At 44.2% G+C, this 16,607-nt stretch carries 19 protein-coding genes; all 19 read left to right on the forward strand.

Annotated elements, in window-relative coordinates; translation table 11 throughout:
* Positions 1-29 precede the first annotated feature (29 nt).
* Positions 30-2,114, forward strand: coding sequence for a chemotaxis protein CheA (locus tag MHH56_RS14525; RefSeq protein ID WP_339208934.1), 2,085 nt, complete (start codon positions 30-32; stop codon positions 2,112-2,114).
* Positions 2,115-2,127: 13 nt separating this feature from the next.
* Positions 2,128-2,589: a chemotaxis protein CheW gene (locus MHH56_RS14530; RefSeq protein ID WP_076269167.1), complete on the forward strand. Its 462-nt coding sequence runs from the start codon at positions 2,128-2,130 to the stop codon at positions 2,587-2,589.
* 3 nt (positions 2,590-2,592) lie between these two features.
* Positions 2,593-3,213 carry a chemotaxis protein CheC gene (locus MHH56_RS14535; RefSeq protein WP_339208935.1) on the forward strand — a complete coding sequence of 207 codons (621 nt, stop codon included), beginning with the start codon at positions 2,593-2,595 and terminating at the stop codon, positions 3,211-3,213.
* Complete coding sequence (locus MHH56_RS14540) at positions 3,210-3,704, forward strand: chemotaxis protein CheD (RefSeq protein WP_339208937.1); 495 nt, start codon at positions 3,210-3,212, stop codon at positions 3,702-3,704. The genes MHH56_RS14535 and MHH56_RS14540 overlap by 4 nt, the downstream gene beginning before the upstream one ends.
* A gap of 1 nt (position 3,705) precedes the next feature.
* Positions 3,706-4,143: a hypothetical protein gene (locus MHH56_RS14545; RefSeq protein WP_339208938.1), complete on the forward strand. Its 438-nt coding sequence runs from the start codon at positions 3,706-3,708 to the stop codon at positions 4,141-4,143.
* A gap of 4 nt (positions 4,144-4,147) precedes the next feature.
* A complete protein-coding gene (locus MHH56_RS14550; RefSeq protein ID WP_339208940.1) occupies positions 4,148-4,933 on the forward strand; it encodes a FliA/WhiG family RNA polymerase sigma factor in 786 nt (261 codons plus the stop codon).
* Positions 4,934-4,947: 14 nt separating this feature from the next.
* Complete coding sequence (locus MHH56_RS14555; protein ID WP_339208942.1) at positions 4,948-6,354, forward strand: FapA family protein; 1,407 nt, start codon at positions 4,948-4,950, stop codon at positions 6,352-6,354.
* A 39-nt stretch (positions 6,355-6,393) separates the two neighbouring features.
* Complete coding sequence (locus MHH56_RS14560) at positions 6,394-6,720, forward strand: hypothetical protein (RefSeq protein ID WP_339208944.1); 327 nt, start codon at positions 6,394-6,396, stop codon at positions 6,718-6,720.
* Positions 6,721-6,755: 35 nt separating this feature from the next.
* Positions 6,756-7,322 carry a hypothetical protein gene (locus MHH56_RS14565; RefSeq protein ID WP_339208946.1) on the forward strand — a complete coding sequence of 189 codons (567 nt, stop codon included), beginning with the start codon at positions 6,756-6,758 and terminating at the stop codon, positions 7,320-7,322.
* On the forward strand, positions 7,315-7,890 hold the full coding sequence (locus MHH56_RS14570) for a hypothetical protein (protein WP_339208947.1): 576 nt from the start codon (positions 7,315-7,317) through the stop codon (positions 7,888-7,890). Before MHH56_RS14565 ends, MHH56_RS14570 begins: the two co-directional genes overlap by 8 nt.
* 183 nt (positions 7,891-8,073) lie before the next feature.
* Positions 8,074-8,772, forward strand: a complete 699-nt coding sequence (gene rpsB / locus MHH56_RS14575) for a 30S ribosomal protein S2 (RefSeq protein WP_054028957.1) — start codon at positions 8,074-8,076, stop codon at positions 8,770-8,772.
* Between the two features lie 120 nt (positions 8,773-8,892).
* On the forward strand, positions 8,893-9,567 hold the full coding sequence (gene tsf, locus MHH56_RS14580) for a translation elongation factor Ts (protein WP_339208950.1): 675 nt from the start codon (positions 8,893-8,895) through the stop codon (positions 9,565-9,567).
* Between the two features lie 103 nt (positions 9,568-9,670).
* A complete protein-coding gene (gene pyrH / locus MHH56_RS14585) occupies positions 9,671-10,399 on the forward strand; it encodes a UMP kinase (RefSeq protein WP_053377774.1) in 729 nt (242 codons plus the stop codon).
* The gene (gene frr, locus MHH56_RS14590; RefSeq protein WP_339208952.1) at positions 10,399-10,953 is read left to right on the forward strand and encodes a ribosome recycling factor; all 555 of its coding nucleotides are present in this window, start codon (positions 10,399-10,401) and stop codon (positions 10,951-10,953) included. The genes pyrH and frr overlap by 1 nt, the downstream gene beginning before the upstream one ends.
* A gap of 61 nt (positions 10,954-11,014) precedes the next feature.
* Complete coding sequence (locus MHH56_RS14595) at positions 11,015-11,779, forward strand: isoprenyl transferase (protein ID WP_076269177.1); 765 nt, start codon at positions 11,015-11,017, stop codon at positions 11,777-11,779.
* A 27-nt stretch (positions 11,780-11,806) separates the two neighbouring features.
* Entirely contained in the window at positions 11,807-12,601 is a 795-nt protein-coding gene (locus MHH56_RS14600) for a phosphatidate cytidylyltransferase (protein ID WP_339208953.1), read from the forward strand.
* A 16-nt stretch (positions 12,602-12,617) separates the two neighbouring features.
* Positions 12,618-13,757, forward strand: a complete 1,140-nt coding sequence (locus MHH56_RS14605; protein WP_339208954.1) for a 1-deoxy-D-xylulose-5-phosphate reductoisomerase — start codon at positions 12,618-12,620, stop codon at positions 13,755-13,757.
* 88 nt (positions 13,758-13,845) lie between these two features.
* The gene (gene rseP, locus MHH56_RS14610) at positions 13,846-15,120 is read left to right on the forward strand and encodes an RIP metalloprotease RseP (protein ID WP_076269180.1); all 1,275 of its coding nucleotides are present in this window, start codon (positions 13,846-13,848) and stop codon (positions 15,118-15,120) included.
* A gap of 10 nt (positions 15,121-15,130) precedes the next feature.
* Positions 15,131-16,579, forward strand: coding sequence for a proline--tRNA ligase (proS, locus tag MHH56_RS14615; protein WP_339208955.1), 1,449 nt, complete (start codon positions 15,131-15,133; stop codon positions 16,577-16,579).
* Positions 16,580-16,607 lie beyond the last annotated feature (28 nt).

Raw genomic sequence — 16,607 nt, forward strand, 5'->3', positions numbered from 1 at the left:
TTCACCATACTAACAGGAGGTGCTAGGAAATGGATATGAATGCCTATTTATCGATGTTTATCGATGAATCTAATGATCACCTGCAATCCTTGAATGAAAATTTGCTTCGTCTGGAAAGCGAGCCTGAGGAGCTTAGTATCGTTCAAAATATATTCCGTTCAGCGCATACGCTCAAAGGAATGTCAGCTACGATGGGTTTTGAAGATTTAGCAGCGCTGACGCATGAAATGGAAAATGTGCTTGACCTCGTTCGCAACAGCAAGTTAAAAATGGACAGCTTTATTTTTGACACTTTGTTTAAAGGGTTAGATGCGCTTGAAGCAATGGTTCAGGATATTGTGGACGGCGGTACAGGGAAAGCGGACGTTACCTCGATCGTTGAATCGCTGCAAATCATCTTGAAAAGTGATTATAGCGCAAGCAAAGCGACTCAGGCTCCAACCGTAGCGGCTAATGCACCAAGTGCTGCAGAATCAAGCGCATCAGGAGCGATGCTGCTTGACGAGTTTCAATCTTCGATTTTGCTTCAGTCGATAGAAACAGGACATAACGTTTTTCATATTCAAATCGCTATTCGCGATAATTGCTTGCTAAAAGCCGTTCGTGCTTATATGGTATTTGATTTGCTAGAGCGCAATGGTGAAGTTATTAAATCAGATCCATCCGTTCAAGACATTGAACAAGAAAAATTCAATTTCACTTTTACGGTATTTACGATTTCACGCTTGCAGCAGGAAGATCTTCAAGCGCAGCTGCTTAATATTTCAGAAATTGAATCCGCGGTTGTAACTGCTTTGGATGCAGAGTCATTAGCCGTGCTTGGCCAATCTAACGCAGCTGCGGCAGTAGAGGTTGTCGAAGTTGCTGAAACGGCTGCGCCGCAATCCGAAGCGGCAGTTACATCTGTTGAAGCAGCAAAAGGACAAGCTCGATCGGCACCTGCTGCTAGCACACCAGCTAATGTGTCGAAGACGATTCGTGTAGACATTGAGAGGCTCGATACGCTCATGAACTTGTTTAGCGAATTGCTTATTGACCGAGTTAGGCTGGAACAGCTCTCTAGTGAAATCAAACGCAGTGATTTGACTGAAACTGTGGAACATATGGCGCGCGTAAGCTCTGATCTTCAAAGTATTGTACTTAAGCTTCGCATGGTACCTGTGGATTCGGTATTCAATCGTTTCCCTCGTATGATTAGAGATTTAGCTAAATCGCTAGACAAAAAAATCGATCTTGTTATTACGGGAGCCGATACGGAACTTGACCGTACGGTTATCGACGAAATTGGAGATCCGCTTGTTCATCTATTGCGCAACTCGGTTGATCATGGAATCGAAACGGTGGAAGAGAGAATTGCAGCAGGCAAGCCAGAAACCGGTACGATTTTCTTGCGCGCGTTTCATAGCGGAAATCATGTCTTCATTGAAGTGGAAGAGGATGGCCGTGGCATACACCATGAACGAGTACTAAAAACAGCGATTAAAAATGGCGTCGTCACGGCTGACGAAGCAAAACTGCTGACGCCGGATGAAATTAATATGCTTATTTTTGCGGCAGGCTTCAGCACTGCAGATAAAATTTCGGACATATCCGGACGCGGTGTTGGTCTAGACGTCGTTCGATCAAAAATTACTTCTCTAGGCGGAAACGTAACGATAGATTCTGCATTTGGTAGAGGAACGAAGTTTTCTGTTCAATTGCCACTTACGCTATCCATTATTTCCGCAATGCTGATCAAGCTGGGATCGGAGAAGTATGCTATCCCATTGTCTTCGATCGTTGAGACAGGCATTATCCGCAAAGAACAAATTCTTCAAGTGCATGGCAACAAAATGATTGAGTTCAGAAATACCATCATACCTCTAGTATCGCTAAGCAAAGTGCTTGACTCTCCTGATTTTAATGAGAATGACGAGCTTGAAACGGAAATTGTAGTCGTTCGAAAAGGCGAGAAGTGGGCAGCTGTAATGGTCGATGAATTTATTGGTCAAAGTGAAATCGTGCTAAAAACGCTGGGCAAATATTTAACGAATATTAAAGCAATTTCCGGCGCAACGATACTTGGCGATGGTTATGTCGCATTGATAATCGATCCGAATGCACTTATCAAATAGGGAGGTTTTTACGATGGGAGAAGAATTAAAGGTTATCGTGTTTGCACTAGGCAGCGAAGAGTATGGAATTGAAGTAGACAAGGTCCGTACGATTGAAAGATTGTCTCCAATTACACGCGTTCCGAAAACAGCTACTTTTATTAAAGGGGTTATTAATCTTCGCGGTGTGGTCGTTCCTGTCATTGACCTAAGAGGCAGATTCAATCTAACGGAAACGGCAACTACAGAAAACTCAAGAATCATTGTTGTTTCAGTGGCTGACATCGAAGTTGGATTCATCGTAGATTCGGCGAATGATGTCATCGACATCGATACAGATACGATTGATTTGCCGCCCGAAATTGTTGGAGGCATTAAAGCTAAATACTTAAGAGGCATTGCAAAGCTTGGTGAAGGTCGACTTCTCATCATGCTGAACTTGTCCGAAGTGCTCAACAAGAATGAAATTATTCAACTTGAGCAGCTTGAGGTATAACTTGTGAACCTTTTTAACCGCTTTGAAGCATTTGAATTAGATGTATTGAAAGAAGTCGGCAATATTGGAGCAGGCAATGCTGCTACTGCATTATCCCGTTTGTTAGATAAGCCAGTTGATATGGCGGTGCCGAAGGTAAGTTTGCTTCCATTTGAAGAAGTTGCAGAGCGTGTTGGCGGTTCCGAAAAAATCGTCATTGCTGTTTTTCTTCGAGTGGAAGGAGAAGCTCCCGGCAACATGTTTTTTATCATTGAAGAAGATTCGGCAAGGCGATTGTTGCGTCAGCTGCTTTCCTTAAATATTGAAGAGCAGGACGGTTATTCAGAAATGGAGCTGTCTGCTCTTTGTGAGATTGGCAATATTTTAGCAGGCTCTTATTTATCTTCATTAGCTGATTTCACTCATTTAGCAATGGCCCCCTCCGTACCCGCTATAGCAGTAGATATGGCAGGTGCCGTGCTTAGCTACGGTTTAATGCAATACGGAGAAATGGGGGACTCGGCCCTACTTATTGAAACGACCTTTTTGGAGGATTGTCAGTCGCTTGAAGGACATTTTTTCCTCATTCCAGATCCAGAGTCGTTTGAGAAAATTTTTAGGGCTTTGGGAGTCGTTAGCGAATGATACAACAAAATTTGGTCAAAGTCGGCATGGCAGATTTAAATATTGCAACGGATGGGGCGATACTCAAAACGACCGGCTTAGGTTCATGTGTTGGACTTACTTTGTATGATCCAACGCGAAAAATAGCCGGTATGGCACATGTCATGCTGCCATCTTCAGACATTGCCCGTGAGACCAAAATGAATCTAGCTAAATATGCAGATACCGCCATACCCGAGCTGCTTGATCGAATGATAGCAGCAGGTGCACACATTGAACGCATGAAAGCTAAGATGGCTGGTGGAGCTCAAATGTTTGCTATGTCTGGACACAGTGATTCGCTAAGAATTGGCCCGCGCAATGTTGAATCCTGTACAGAAATGCTTAGAAGATTCAAAATTCCGATTATTTCTCAAGATACGGGCGGGAATTTTGGTAGAACGATAGAGTTTGACAGTACTAGCGGAATGCTTTCCATAAGAAGTGTGCAATTTGGAACAAAGGAGATTTAAAATGTTCGGAACATGGCGATGGAATGTCGTATTTGGAATTTTCGGCACCGTGCTTACGGTAGCTTTCTCAATCGGTAACAATCCGATTACTGTTATGCTGCTTAGAAGTATGTATGCTTTCATCGCTTTTTTTGTTCTTGCGTATGGAGTACGGGCAATATTGGCATACATCCTTCAACCGCCAGCACTAATAGGCTCGGAAATTGAAGATGAAGAAGGAAAAGGCAGTCAGCTAGATTTACAGACACCTGACGAATCAGAAGATATCAATCAATTGTTGAAATCACAGATTAAAGATGGTGCCGGCAAGCAGCCAATGGAAACTCAGAAAAATGATGCAAGCGATTTTCGTCCGTTAAATCCTCCGCAATTGTTAAATACAAAAAATACACAGCCTGAAGAATTGGTTAAAGCCATTCGTCACCTGACAGGAGAGTGAGTCGATGATTGAGCAGAAGACCCCTCATTTGACAAACTTGCAGATGTGGCAAGCCTGGAGAGAACAAGGCGATTTGGAAGCGAAAAAGACGTTGATTGAACAATATTTGCCGCTGGTTGATTATGTAACGAATCGAATGGCCATTGGACTCCCGAAAAACGTCATTAGAGATGACCTTGCAAGCAATGGCGTAATGGGTCTTATTGATGCAATTGAAAAATTTGATTACGGCCGCGGCTTGCAGTTTGAAACGTATGCGTCATGGCGCATTCGCGGCGCTATTATAGATGGCTTAAGACAAGGTGACTGGGTCCCGCGTTCTGTGCGAGAAAAGGCCAAACGAGTAGAAGAGGCATATCAGCATTTAGAGCAGCAGTACTTGCGTTCTGTGACAGATGCAGAAATTAGCCGCTATCTTGATGTAACGGAGAAAGAATTCATTAATATGCTGCAAGATATTGCGGTAACAACGGTCTGTTCATTGGAGGACCCGATTCGTGAAGAGGAATCGGAGACAAGAATGTCTTTGCTAGTGGACGATAAGGCGAAAAACCCGGATCATAAGGTTCATGAGTTTTATTTGAAAGAATCATTGGTTAAAGGGATTGAAAAACTTACGGAAAAGGAACGAACAGTCGTTTCTCTCTTCTATTATGAGGAATTATCATTAAGTGAAATTGCTGAAGTAATGTCACTATCACCGTCGAGAATATCCCAGCTCCATTCTAAAGCGATTTTGAGGCTGCGAGGAGCTTTGGCTAAGCATAAAGATCAACTCATGCAACATTAAAAGGGGGGAGCTACGTGGAAAATCTTCAATTAGAATCATACCTACGCATACAGACATCTGCCGATAATTTGTCTGCATTTTTAACCTTTAGCAGGATTTCGGACGAATTCGAATGTAACGGCGATGAGCTAGAACGATTCTTGCATAGCAAGGGGATCGTTTTTGGCCTTCGTAAAGAAGTTCTGAGTCAGATTGGCACTAATCCTCTCGCATATTTCAAAGAACAAACACTTGTTGCGCAAGGGCAGTCTCCCACACCTGGTAAAGACGGATATGTGAAGCTAGTTTATGATATGGATAAAAATGTGAACGCCCCAACGGAGCTCGAAGATGGGAAGGTTGACTTTAAAGAAGTTGTTCAGTTGAAGAACGTCAAGCGTGGACAATTGATTGCTGAGCGATTCGAGCCTACAGCGGGACCTGTTGGCAGGACGGTAACGGGAGAGGAAATTGCTCCTAGGCTCGGCAAGCACGTTAGATTTAAAGTAGGCAAAAATGTCGTTTTGAACAATGAGCAGACGGCTATGTATTCGGCAATTGACGGCTTGATTTCACTTACTGAAAAAGAAAAAATTAATGTGTTTCCTGTTTACGAAGTAAACGGCGATGTGGATTATAGTGTCGGCAATATTGATTTTGTTGGTACAGTAGTCATCAGAGGCAATGTTCTTAGCGGATTCAGGGTTAAAGCTTCGGGCGATATCCGAGTTATTGGCGGAGTTGAAGGGGCAGAAATCGAATCAGAAGGCTCTGTTGAAATTACAGGCGGAATATTGGGAAGCAATAAAGGTTTTGTAAAAGCTGGACGAAACGTCCGGAGCTCATTTATACAAGAAGGCAATGTTATCGCGGGCGAAGAGGTGCTGGTATCTCAGAGCATCATGCATTCGCATGTAAAAGCCGGAAAAAATGTTGTGTGCTCAGGTGCTAAAGGATTGATCGTAGGCGGACTTGTACAAGCAGGTGACCTTGTCAGCGCGCGAACCATTGGCAACTCGATGTCCACAGCCACAACCATTGAAGTAGGCGTAAACCCTGAATCTCGTTCGGAGCTGCTCGAGCTAAGAACGAGGCTAAGGCAGAATATGGATAATTTAGATAAAACGGATAAAGCGCTTGTTATTTTGGATCAATTAGCTGTGACAGGGAAATTAACTCCTGAGAAGCTGGCATTGCGCGTTAAGCTGACCGCCACAAAACGTCAGACCGTGCTTGAGAATGATGAGACGAGAAGCCGTATTCTTGAGATAGAGAAAACGCTGGAGAACACAGATCGATCAAAGATCGATGTCAGCAATATTGTATTTGGCGGAACAAAAATTGTAATTGGCAGGTACACAAAGTTTGTGAAGGATTCAGCACAGCGTGTGACCTTCCGTTATTCCGAAGGGGATATCGTCTTAGTTCCTTATACCAAATAATGCTTGAAATTGATGAATGGCGCAAAGGGGTGAGCAGATATGACGTTCAAATCCATTGATTTGCAGATGTCTGTACCACGAACGCAAGAATTCAGCGGCATGCATGGACAAGCGATGCATAAACCTGTAGCTGATCAGAATACGTTGGCCAATCAGTCCGCCAAACAAACAGAGCTTTTAAGAGGGAAAAACACAGCGATCGAGCAATCAAACGGACTTCATATTCGCAGTGATCAAGAAGGTCAGCAAGGTAATGCTTATCAGCAGGCAAAACGTAAGCGTACACAGTTATCTTTGGATGTTGATGAACAGGAGGCGGCTCCGACACATCCGTACAAAGGCCATAGGCTTGATATTAAGTTATAAAATAAAGGCATCAAATGAAAGGCAGGCTATGAACGATGCAGCCATACTTGCAATATATCGTATTACTAGGAGCGGTTGTTATTGTCGGTGCCTTTGTAATGCCTCGTAAGAAGCAGGATACAGCTCTACCGTCACAATCGATGCAAAACATGGAAACCGCGCTGGAGCAGTTTATGGAGAACATGGAGAAGGACAATGAGGATCTCGTGCTCCTCGTTAGAACTGCTCAGCAAGAATCGAAATTAGATGCGGATCGCAAGGAGCAGCGTATTTTAGAATTGGAGCGGAAATGCGAACAGCTCACAGAGCAGCTGCAAAAGAAAATGTCCGAGTCCACGGCCTACGTGCGTTCAGTGGAAACCCCCTTACCAGCGGTCTCAATAAATTCGAATGAACAATTTGTTAAAGATGCGCTTATTGTTGAACATATTATAGAAGAGACAGTGCGGATGAACACAATCCAGGACAGATATAAAGAGCTGTTTACACTTTATGAGCAAGGGAAATCGATCGAAGCGATATCCAAAAAGCTTGGTATGAACAAAGGTGAGGTACAGCTTATTATACAACTCGCTAAGCAGGAGGATTCTGTCCATGCTTAAAAGTCGAGTATTTCTTATGGGATTAGGTGCAGGTATCATCATTGGCGCTTTGTTGTTCCAGCTGATGCTCTCTGGCGAGCAAAGCAGGCAAAGGCTAAGTGACTTAGGAAAAGAGTCAGATGAGAAGCTTTACACTCAACTAGAAGTTGATGCTTTGTTAAAGGCAAATCAAGACTCGCTTCAGCTTAATAAGGACAACACAGGGGGACAGGAGACTAAGGCTGCTGCTGATTCTGACAAAGCTAAGGAGCAGACAAGCGAGGCGAAGACTGATAAAGCTGCGCCTACGGCTACGGCAGTCCCTGTTCAGGAACAGTCTGAGATCAAGCATGTTATTAGAATTAAAGCAGGCTCTAGCCTGACGAATACAGCAGTGCTGCTTGCTTCGAATAATATTATTAAAGATAAAACCGCTTTTGTATCAAAAATGAAAAAGTCAAAGAAGCTGGTTCGCGCCGGTTATTTTTTGTTTCATGAGGAGATAACGGTTGAAGAAGCCATTCGCATCGTAACCGGCGAGCCTTTGACATCTTCAGAAGTAAATCTTCTAACTGCCAACAAAAAATAGCTATCCTATCTTTTCTGAAACGATTGTTGCATGCGATGTGTATTTATGGTATATTAATTCACGGTGTTAAAAACGCACGCAGGTCAATTTTGTCAAACGGTGCTTCCGCCCGGCGGAAGTTTTGACGAAAGATGCGACTAGCGGAGGAGCACTAAAAAAACCATTATAGGAGGTGTTGGAGAAATGGCGGTTATTTCCATGAAACAGCTACTAGAAGCTGGGGTACACTTCGGTCATCAGACTCGTCGTTGGAACCCGAAGATGGATCGTTATATCTTCACAGAAAGAAACGGGATTTACATTATTGATTTGCAAAAAACGGTGAAAAAAGTTGACGAAGCATACAACTTTGTTAAATCGATCGCTGCAGACGGCGGCACTATGCTGTTCGTAGGTACGAAAAAACAAGCTCAAGATTCCGTTAAAGAAGAAGCAGAGCGTTGCGGCAACTTCTACATCAACCAACGTTGGTTGGGCGGTACTTTGACTAACTTCCAAACGATTCAAAAACGTATTGATCGTTTGAAACAACTTGAAAAATGGGCTGAGGACGGCACTTTCGAGGTTCTACCTAAGAAAGAAGTTATCATCCTTAACAAAGAAAAAGACCGTTTGGAAAAATTCCTTGGCGGTATTAAAGGAATGAAAGGTTTGCCAAGCGCGTTGTTCATTATCGACCCACGCAAAGAGCGTATTGCTGTTGCAGAAGCTCGCAAACTTGGTATCCCAATCGTTGGTATCGTTGATACGAACTGTGATCCAGACGAAATTGACTACGTAATCCCAGGTAACGATGATGCAATTCGTGCCGTTAAGTTGTTGACTTCGAAAATGGCTGATGCAATCGTTGAAGCTAACCAAGGCGAACAAACAACGGCTTAATTTAAAGGCTTTAATTAGTCAACAAAGGGTGGTCAGATGGTGATAAACCTCTCACTGCCCTTTTTTTGAATGTAAATCACTAAAAAAACAATTAATGATTCTCGAAGCTACATAGACTTCGTGAAACCTATAGGAGGGCTTACAATGGCAGTTAGTGCTAGCGCGGTAAAAGAGCTTCGTGAAAGAACTGGAGCTGGAATGCTTGATTGCAAGAAAGCTTTGGACGAAACAAACAATGACGTTGAAAAAGCAATTGCAGTACTTCGTGAAAAAGGTTTGGCGGCAGCAGCAAATAAAGCTGGTCGTATTGCAACCGAAGGCGTAGTTGAATCGTATATTCATGCAGGCGGCCGTATCGGCGTTATCGTTGAAGTAAACTGTGAAACGGATTTCGTTGCAAAAACGGATCAATTCCGTGAGTTTGCAAGAGACGTAGCTATGCAAATCGCTGCAGCTAACCCTAAATTCGTTAGCCGTGACGAGGTTTCTTCTGAAGAGCTTGAAAAAGAGCGCGAAATTTTGAAAGCTCAAGCACTTAACGAAGGCAAGCCTGAAAAAATCGTTGAAAAAATGGTTGAGGGCCGTATCTCGAAATACTACGAAGAGTTCTGTCTTCTTGAGCAATCGTTCATTAAAGACCCAGACAAAACAATCTCCGTATTGCTTAATGAAAAAATCAGCAAAATTGGTGAAAACATTTCCATCCGTCGCTTCGTTCGTTATGAGCTTGGTGAAGGCCTAGAGAAAAAAGTTGACAATTTCGTTGAAGAAGTTATGGCTCAAGTTAAACATTAATCCGAACGCACAGGCGGGGCGGGGCGTCCGCCCCGCCTGCTTGTATGATTAGAACATATTTGAAGGACCTCATTTACTGAGGTGCATGATGGAGGTATTAACGTTGGAGCATCCTGTGTATAAACGTATCGTTTTGAAAGTAAGCGGTGAATCATTGTCTGGTCAGGAAGGTTATGGCATTGAAGCGACGGTCATATCTTCAATTGCTGATCAGGTGAAGGAAGTCGTAGCACTTGGCATAGAAGTGGCCATCGTTGTCGGAGGCGGCAACATTTGGCGTGGAATTGCAGGTTCTGCAAAAGGCATAGACCGTGCAACAGCTGATTACATGGGAATGCTGGCTACTCTTATGAATTCACTTGCACTTCAAGATGCACTGGAACAAATCGATGTACCTACTCGCGTACAAACATCGATCGCGATGCAACAAATCGCTGAACCGTACATCAGACGTCGTGCTATCCGTCATTTGGAAAAAGGACGCGTCGTAATCTTTGCTGCAGGAACTGGTAATCCATTTTTCTCAACAGATACAACAGCAGCGCTTCGCGCAGCTGAGATCGAAGCAGAAGTAATATTAATGGCGAAAAACAAAGTGGATGGCGTATATTCTGCTGATCCATTTAAAGATAGCACAGCTGAGAAATTTGAGGAGCTTACATACCTCGACATGCTTAACCGTAATCTAGGCGTAATGGATTCAACCGCAGCTTCACTTTGCATGGATAATAATATTCCTCTTATCGTATTTGCGATTACAGAGAAAGGGAATATTAAACGCGTCGTGCTGGGTGAGAAAATCGGAACGATAGTGAGAGGAAGTGCGAAATAATGCCACAAGAGCTGAAAAAAAACGCAGAAGAACGTATGGATAAAGCAATTTCCGCGCTAAAACGTGATTTGTCGTCTTTGCGCGCTGGTAAAGCTAATTCATCTTTGCTTGACCGTATTCAAGTGGAATACTACGGCGCAATGACGCCTGTCAATCAACTTGCTAACATCAGTACGCCAGACTCTCGTACGTTGTTCATTCAACCATGGGACAAATCGTCGATGTCGGCAATCGAGAAAGCGATTATGAAATCGGATCTTGGACTGACACCTTCCAATGACGGTGCATCGATTCGTCTTTCTATCCCACCGCTTACAGAAGAGCGCCGGGCAGAGCTTGTGAAAACTTCGAAAAAGCTTGGCGAAGAAGCAAAGGTAGCTATTCGCAATATTCGTCGGGATGCTAACGACAGCGTGAAAAAACTTGAGAAAACAACAATTTCTGAAGATGAATCACGTGGTCACCAAGAGGATATTCAGAAGGCAACTGATAAATTTATTGCTGAAGTAGATAAAGTGCTTGTTGCCAAAGAAAAAGAAATTATGGAAGTATAATAATCTCTGGGCCCCTCCGATAGGTGGGGTTTGGTTTTGATTTCGGTTGGGAGGAAGTAAGATGATCGAGCGACTTTGGGCCAAATTAGGCAAATCGTCCTTACAGCCGACTGATTCTGTGGCCTCAGAAAATGTGCCTGAGCATGTTGCAATTATAATGGATGGGAACGGCCGTTGGGCTAAAGATCGTGGATTGCCACGTATGGCTGGTCATCATTCCGGCATGAAAGCGGTCAAACGTATTACCATTGCAGCGGATCGGTTAGGCGTCAAATATTTGACGTTATATGCGTTTTCAACGGAAAACTGGAAGAGACCTAAAGCTGAAGTGGATTTTCTTATGAAGCTTCCGCAGCAATTTCTTGAAATTGAATTAGAAGAATTGATAGCCAACAACGTGCAGGTTCGCATGATGGGACATAAAGAGGATTTGCCTTCATTTACGATCAGTGCAGTTGAAGAAGCCATTATAAAGACCGCTAACAATACAGGGCTAGTTCTAAACTTTGCCTTAAACTATGGAAGCCGTAAGGAAATGCTTGAAGCTGTGAAAAGCATCGCATCAGAGGTTCAGCAAGGAAATCTTGCAATCGATGATATCGATGATAAAGTAATGGCTGATCGTTTGCTTACAAGTGGATTGCCCGATCCAGATTTGCTCATTCGTACAAGCGGTGAATTGCGATTAAGTAATTTTATGATGTGGCAGCTTGCTTATAGTGAATTGTGGTTTACGGATGTGTATTGGCCTGAATTTACGGAAGCGCATTTTCAAGAAGCGATTTTGGAGTATCAGCGCCGCGCGCGTCGATATGGTGGATTGTAGCTTCAAGCGACGGAGTGTGACTTTTCATTGAGACAACGATTGATTACTGGAATTGTAGCAGGTGCAGGCTTCATAGGTTTAACAATAGCAGGCGGATGGTTGTATACAACTCTCCTCGTATTGCTAGCTATTATTGGTTTTACTGAATATGCGCGAATGAATGGTGTAGCATGGTCGCATCCGTCAACTTTGCTCGGATATGCGGGTGTGCTACTGTTTGTGCTTCCATGGTCTGATTGGGGAATTGTTATTCCATCTTTCCTGACTATTGTTTGGATGCTGGCCTTCTTACTGCTTGCCCTAACCGTGATTACCAAAAATAAAACGACAATTGATGGCGCCGCACTTATGTTGCTAGGCGCTTTATATGTAGGTTACGGCTTTTCAGCAATGGGAGAAGCTCGTCAAATTGCGGAGCATGGCCTATTGTGGACGTTTTTGTCCTTTGGCTGTATTTGGGCTTCGGATATCGGTGCTTATTTTACTGGACGAGCCATTGGGAAAACGAAGCTATGGCCTTCAATCAGCCCGAACAAAACGATCGAAGGCGCCTTAGGCGGCGTATTGTTATCCTTAATCGTATCGGCAGTATTCGCACTCACGATGCCCGATTTTATAGATTTGCCAAAAGCTTTGCTAATCGGTTTAATTGCCGCTGTAGCTGGACAGTTTGGGGATTTGATTCAATCTGCTTATAAACGTGTGAGAGATATAAAGGATACAGGTACGCTTCTGCCAGGACATGGCGGAGTGCTCGACCGATGCGATAGCTGGCTAATCGTATTTCCGCTGTTAGTGCTTACCGGGCTGCTGCCTGTATAAGTCAGGAGGATTTTGTGTGAAAAAAATAAGTATATTAGGTTCGACAGGTTCAGTCGGAACACAGACACTGGACGTTATTGCCCATGATCCTGATCGCTATCAGGTTGTTGGCTTGTCCGCTGGTGCGAATGTCGATTTGATTATAGAGCAAGCCAAACAATTTAATCCTTCGGTCGTTAGCTTGGCTTCCAAAGCAGACGCAGAGGCCGCTCGTCCCCATATGCCGCCTGGAACTAAGGTTGTCTATGGCGAAGAAGGACTTGTTGAAGTAGCCGCTGGGACGGACGCTGATGTCGTTGTAACAGCGATCGTGGGAAGCAGAGGGCTGCCGGCAACACTAGCAGCGATTGATGCGGGGAAAATGATCGGTTTGGCGAACAAAGAGACACTCGTAACGGCAGGTCATATCGTAATGGAACGTGCGAAAAAGCGCGGAGTATCGATTTTGCCGATAGACAGTGAACACTCGGCGATTTTTCAATGCTTAAACGGCGAAGATCGCAAATCTATCAATCAAATTACATTAACAGCCTCCGGCGGCTCCTTTCGTGATCGCACAAGAGAACAGCTTGAGGGTGTAACCGTAGCTGAAGCGCTAAATCATCCCAATTGGTCGATGGGCGCAAAAATTACGATTGATTCGGCGACTATGGTTAATAAAGGGCTAGAAGTTATTGAGGCAAGATGGCTGTTCGATGTTACATACGATCAAATAGGTGTCATTATTCATCCGGAGAGCATCATTCATTCTTATGTGGAGTTTACCGATCACAGCATAATCGCGCAGCTTGGAATGCCGGATATGCGAGTACCGATTCAATATGCGTTGTCATATCCGGAACGGAATGTAACCCCGACAAGCAGGCTGAACCTGGCACAAATCGGAAAGCTGCATTTTCGCGAGATGGATTTTGAAAGATATCCATGTCTAAGGCTGGCATTCGAGTGCGGGAAGCTAGGTCAATCAGCTCCTGCAGTATACAATGCTGCAAACGAGGTTGCGGTGGCACGGTTTTTGAAGGGTGAAATTACGTTTCTTGACATTGAACGGATATTGGAAACGGTCGTTGGCAAGCACGAAGCAGCTGATATCAATGATTTGCAGATGATCTCAGAAGTGGACGCTTGGGCAAGACAGCTGGCCCAATCGGTATAATATCGGTTAAATTCCGGTTCTCTTGTATCGGACGGGAGAATAATGATAATCTATGTACAGGCCGTAACGAACAGGAGGCTTCAGCTTAATGCACATGATTCAAGTTGTTTTCTTGACCATACTCGTTTTTTTCGTGATCGTAACGATCCATGAATGGGGTCATTACTATTTCGCAAAACGCGCAGGCATATTGGTGAGAGAATTCGCAATTGGCTTCGGGCCGAAGCTTTTTTCGGTAAAACGTGGCGAGACGAGATATACGCTTCGATTAATACCTGCCGGCGGTTTCGTTCGAATGGCGGGAGAAGATCCAGAAATCGTTGATGTCCAGCCCGGTCAAACGATCGCGGTTCGTCTGAAAGACAATAAAGTGACTAGACTTTATTTGGATCGTCTTGATGACCGCAGCGGTGTTATTCGCGGAGAAATCGTGGCGATCGATCTTGAGCGCAAGCTATCAGTTACACTTGACGTAGAAGGGGAAAACGAGATTTTCTCGGTACACCCTACTGCTTTGATGATCACAAAAGGCAAAGAAACACAAATCGCGCCGCTCGACAGACAATTTGGCAGTAAAACAGTAGCGCAGCGTGCACTTGCTATTTTTGCTGGCCCTATGATGAACTTTGTGCTCGCATTTGTATTGTTTGCTACCTACATTCAGCTAGCAGGTGTTCCTGTTGAGTCGCCTGATAAGCTGCTTGTTAATGAAATATCAGAAGGCATGCCAGCTGATAAAGTAGATTTGAAAAAGGGCGATGTCATCGATGCAGTCAACGGTATCAAAATCGGAGCTGATTTTGATAAAATGATCGCGATTATCGGCAAATCACCGAATGTTCCTGTTAAAATGGATATAATTCGTGACGGCAAAGCTCAGCAAGTTGTTATAACACCTGAACCGAACAAAGAGGGTGTAGGCAAGGTTGGAATCAGTGCCGCATTGCCAACACGTCCGGCTACTTTCTCTGAAACGTTCACAGGCGCAGGCAAGCTCATGAAAAACATGACAGTAAGCATTTTTGAAGGCTTCAAGAAGCTTATTTTCGGAGAGTTCAAGCTTGATGATCTTGGCGGACCTGTGCGAACAGCAGAAGTAACGAGCCAGATTGCTCAGCAAGGCATTGCTCAGTTAACATCATGGACAGCACTGCTAAGCTTGTATTTAGGAATATTTAATTTGCTGCCGATTCCTGCCCTTGATGGAAGCCGCCTCATATTCCTCGGAATTGAAGCGATTAGACGCCGGCCGATTGATCCGAACCGTGAGAGCATGGTACATTTTGTCGGTTTCGCGCTCATCATGTTATTAATGCTCGTAGTAACTTATAATGATATTTTACGATTGGTAAAAGGGGAGTAAATAGTCGCTTATGTCTAAGGATAAACAGTTTGTTACAGAAATCACGCCTCAAAGCGAGGATTTCTCCAGATGGTATATTGATGTTATTAAAAAAGCCGAGCTTATGGATTATTCGCCTGTAAGAGGCTGTATTGTGTTCCGTCCTGAGGGCTATGAGCTTTGGGAAAATATTCAGCGTGATCTGGATCGCCGCTTTAAGGAGACGGGACATCGCAATGCGTATTTCCCGCTCTTTATTCCAGAGAGCTTTTTCCAGAAAGAAAAAGAGCATGTTGAAGGCTTTAATCCCGAGCTGCCTTGGGTAACTGAAGCAGCTGGCGAGAAGCTCGAAGAACGCCTTGCTATTCGTCCAACATCGGAAACGATGTTTGGGCATATGTATTCGAAATGGATTCAATCGTACCGCGATCTTCCGCTGCTCATTAACCAATGGGCAAACGTCGTTCGCTGGGAGAAGCGCACAATGCCATTCCTTCGTACGAGTGAGTTTTTGTGGCAAGAAGGCCATACTGCGCATGAAACAGAAGAGGAAGCGCGTCAAGAGACGATGCAGATGCTTGATGTTTACACGCAATTCGTTGAAGAATTCCTTGCTATCCCTGTAATCAAAGGTGAAAAAACGCCTTCTGAGCGGTTCGCTGGTGCGGTTGATACGTATTCGATCGAAGCGATGATGAAGGACGGGAAGGCTGTTCAAGCCGGAACATCGCATTATTTGGGTACGAAGTTTGCAGTCGCTTTTGATATTAAATTCCTTGATCGTGAGAATACATTGCAATTCGCTCATACAACTTCTTGGGGCGTGAGCACAAGACTAATTGGCGCCCTTATTATGGTTCACGGCGATGATCGTGGTCTGGTGCTACCTCCAAAAGTTGCTCCAACACAAGTGGTTATGATTCCAATTGGCCCTGCAAAAATGCGCGAGCAGGTTGTTGGCCGTGTGGATGAGCTTTATGCAGACCTTAAGAAAGCTGGTATTCGCGTACGTGTGGACGATCGTGCTGACGTGAGCCCAGGCTGGAAGTTCAACGAATATGAGATGCGCGGTGTTCCACTACGCCTTGAACTTGGACCGCGTGATATGGAAAATGGACAAGTTGTGCTTGTTTCCAGAGTTACTGGAGAGAAGCGTATTGTACAGCAAGCTAATCTTCTTGCAGAAATAGAAGCTATGCTTGAAGAAACGCATCAAGAAATGTTTAATCGTGCGAAGCAGTTCCGTATTGACAACTCTCGTTCGGTTGAAACGCTTGATGAAATGAAAAGCTTTTTGGAAGAACAGCGCGGCTTCGTAGAAGCTGGCTGGTGCGGTTCTGCTGCTTGTGAGAAGCAGGTTAAGGAAGAAACTGGAGCAACAAGCCGAAATATTCCATTTGCCCCTGAATCGCACAAAGAAACATGTCTCGTATGTGGAGATCCATCCAAACATACTGTTGTATTTGCAAGAGCTTATTAAGGACTGAAGCTAGTTCGGTTCGGATCTT

Source organism: Paenibacillus sp. FSL K6-3182 (assembly GCF_037976325.1).
Taxonomy (GTDB): Bacteria; Bacillota; Bacilli; order Paenibacillales; family Paenibacillaceae; genus Pristimantibacillus.

Excerpts from the sequence above, each read along its gene's own strand:
- MHH56_RS14560 (WP_339208944.1), top strand. The coding sequence starts at position 6,394 with ATGACGTTCAAATCCATTGATTTGCAGATGTCTGTACCACGAACGCAA.
- MHH56_RS14540 (WP_339208937.1), top strand. The coding sequence starts at position 3,210 with ATGATACAACAAAATTTGGTCAAAGTCGGCATGGCAGATTTAAATATT.
- MHH56_RS14595 (WP_076269177.1), top strand. The coding sequence starts at position 11,015 with ATGATCGAGCGACTTTGGGCCAAATTAGGCAAATCGTCCTTACAGCCG.
- MHH56_RS14565 (WP_339208946.1), top strand. The coding sequence starts at position 6,756 with ATGCAGCCATACTTGCAATATATCGTATTACTAGGAGCGGTTGTTATT.
- rseP (WP_076269180.1), top strand. The coding sequence starts at position 13,846 with ATGCACATGATTCAAGTTGTTTTCTTGACCATACTCGTTTTTTTCGTG.
- frr (WP_339208952.1), top strand. The coding sequence starts at position 10,399 with ATGCCACAAGAGCTGAAAAAAAACGCAGAAGAACGTATGGATAAAGCA.
- MHH56_RS14550 (WP_339208940.1), top strand. The coding sequence starts at position 4,148 with ATGATTGAGCAGAAGACCCCTCATTTGACAAACTTGCAGATGTGGCAA.
- proS (WP_339208955.1), top strand. The coding sequence starts at position 15,131 with ATGTCTAAGGATAAACAGTTTGTTACAGAAATCACGCCTCAAAGCGAG.
- MHH56_RS14525 (WP_339208934.1), top strand. The coding sequence starts at position 30 with ATGGATATGAATGCCTATTTATCGATGTTTATCGATGAATCTAATGAT.
- MHH56_RS14570 (WP_339208947.1), top strand. The coding sequence starts at position 7,315 with ATGCTTAAAAGTCGAGTATTTCTTATGGGATTAGGTGCAGGTATCATC.
- MHH56_RS14530 (WP_076269167.1), top strand. The coding sequence starts at position 2,128 with ATGGGAGAAGAATTAAAGGTTATCGTGTTTGCACTAGGCAGCGAAGAG.
- MHH56_RS14545 (WP_339208938.1), top strand. The coding sequence starts at position 3,706 with ATGTTCGGAACATGGCGATGGAATGTCGTATTTGGAATTTTCGGCACC.
- rpsB (WP_054028957.1), top strand. The coding sequence starts at position 8,074 with ATGGCGGTTATTTCCATGAAACAGCTACTAGAAGCTGGGGTACACTTC.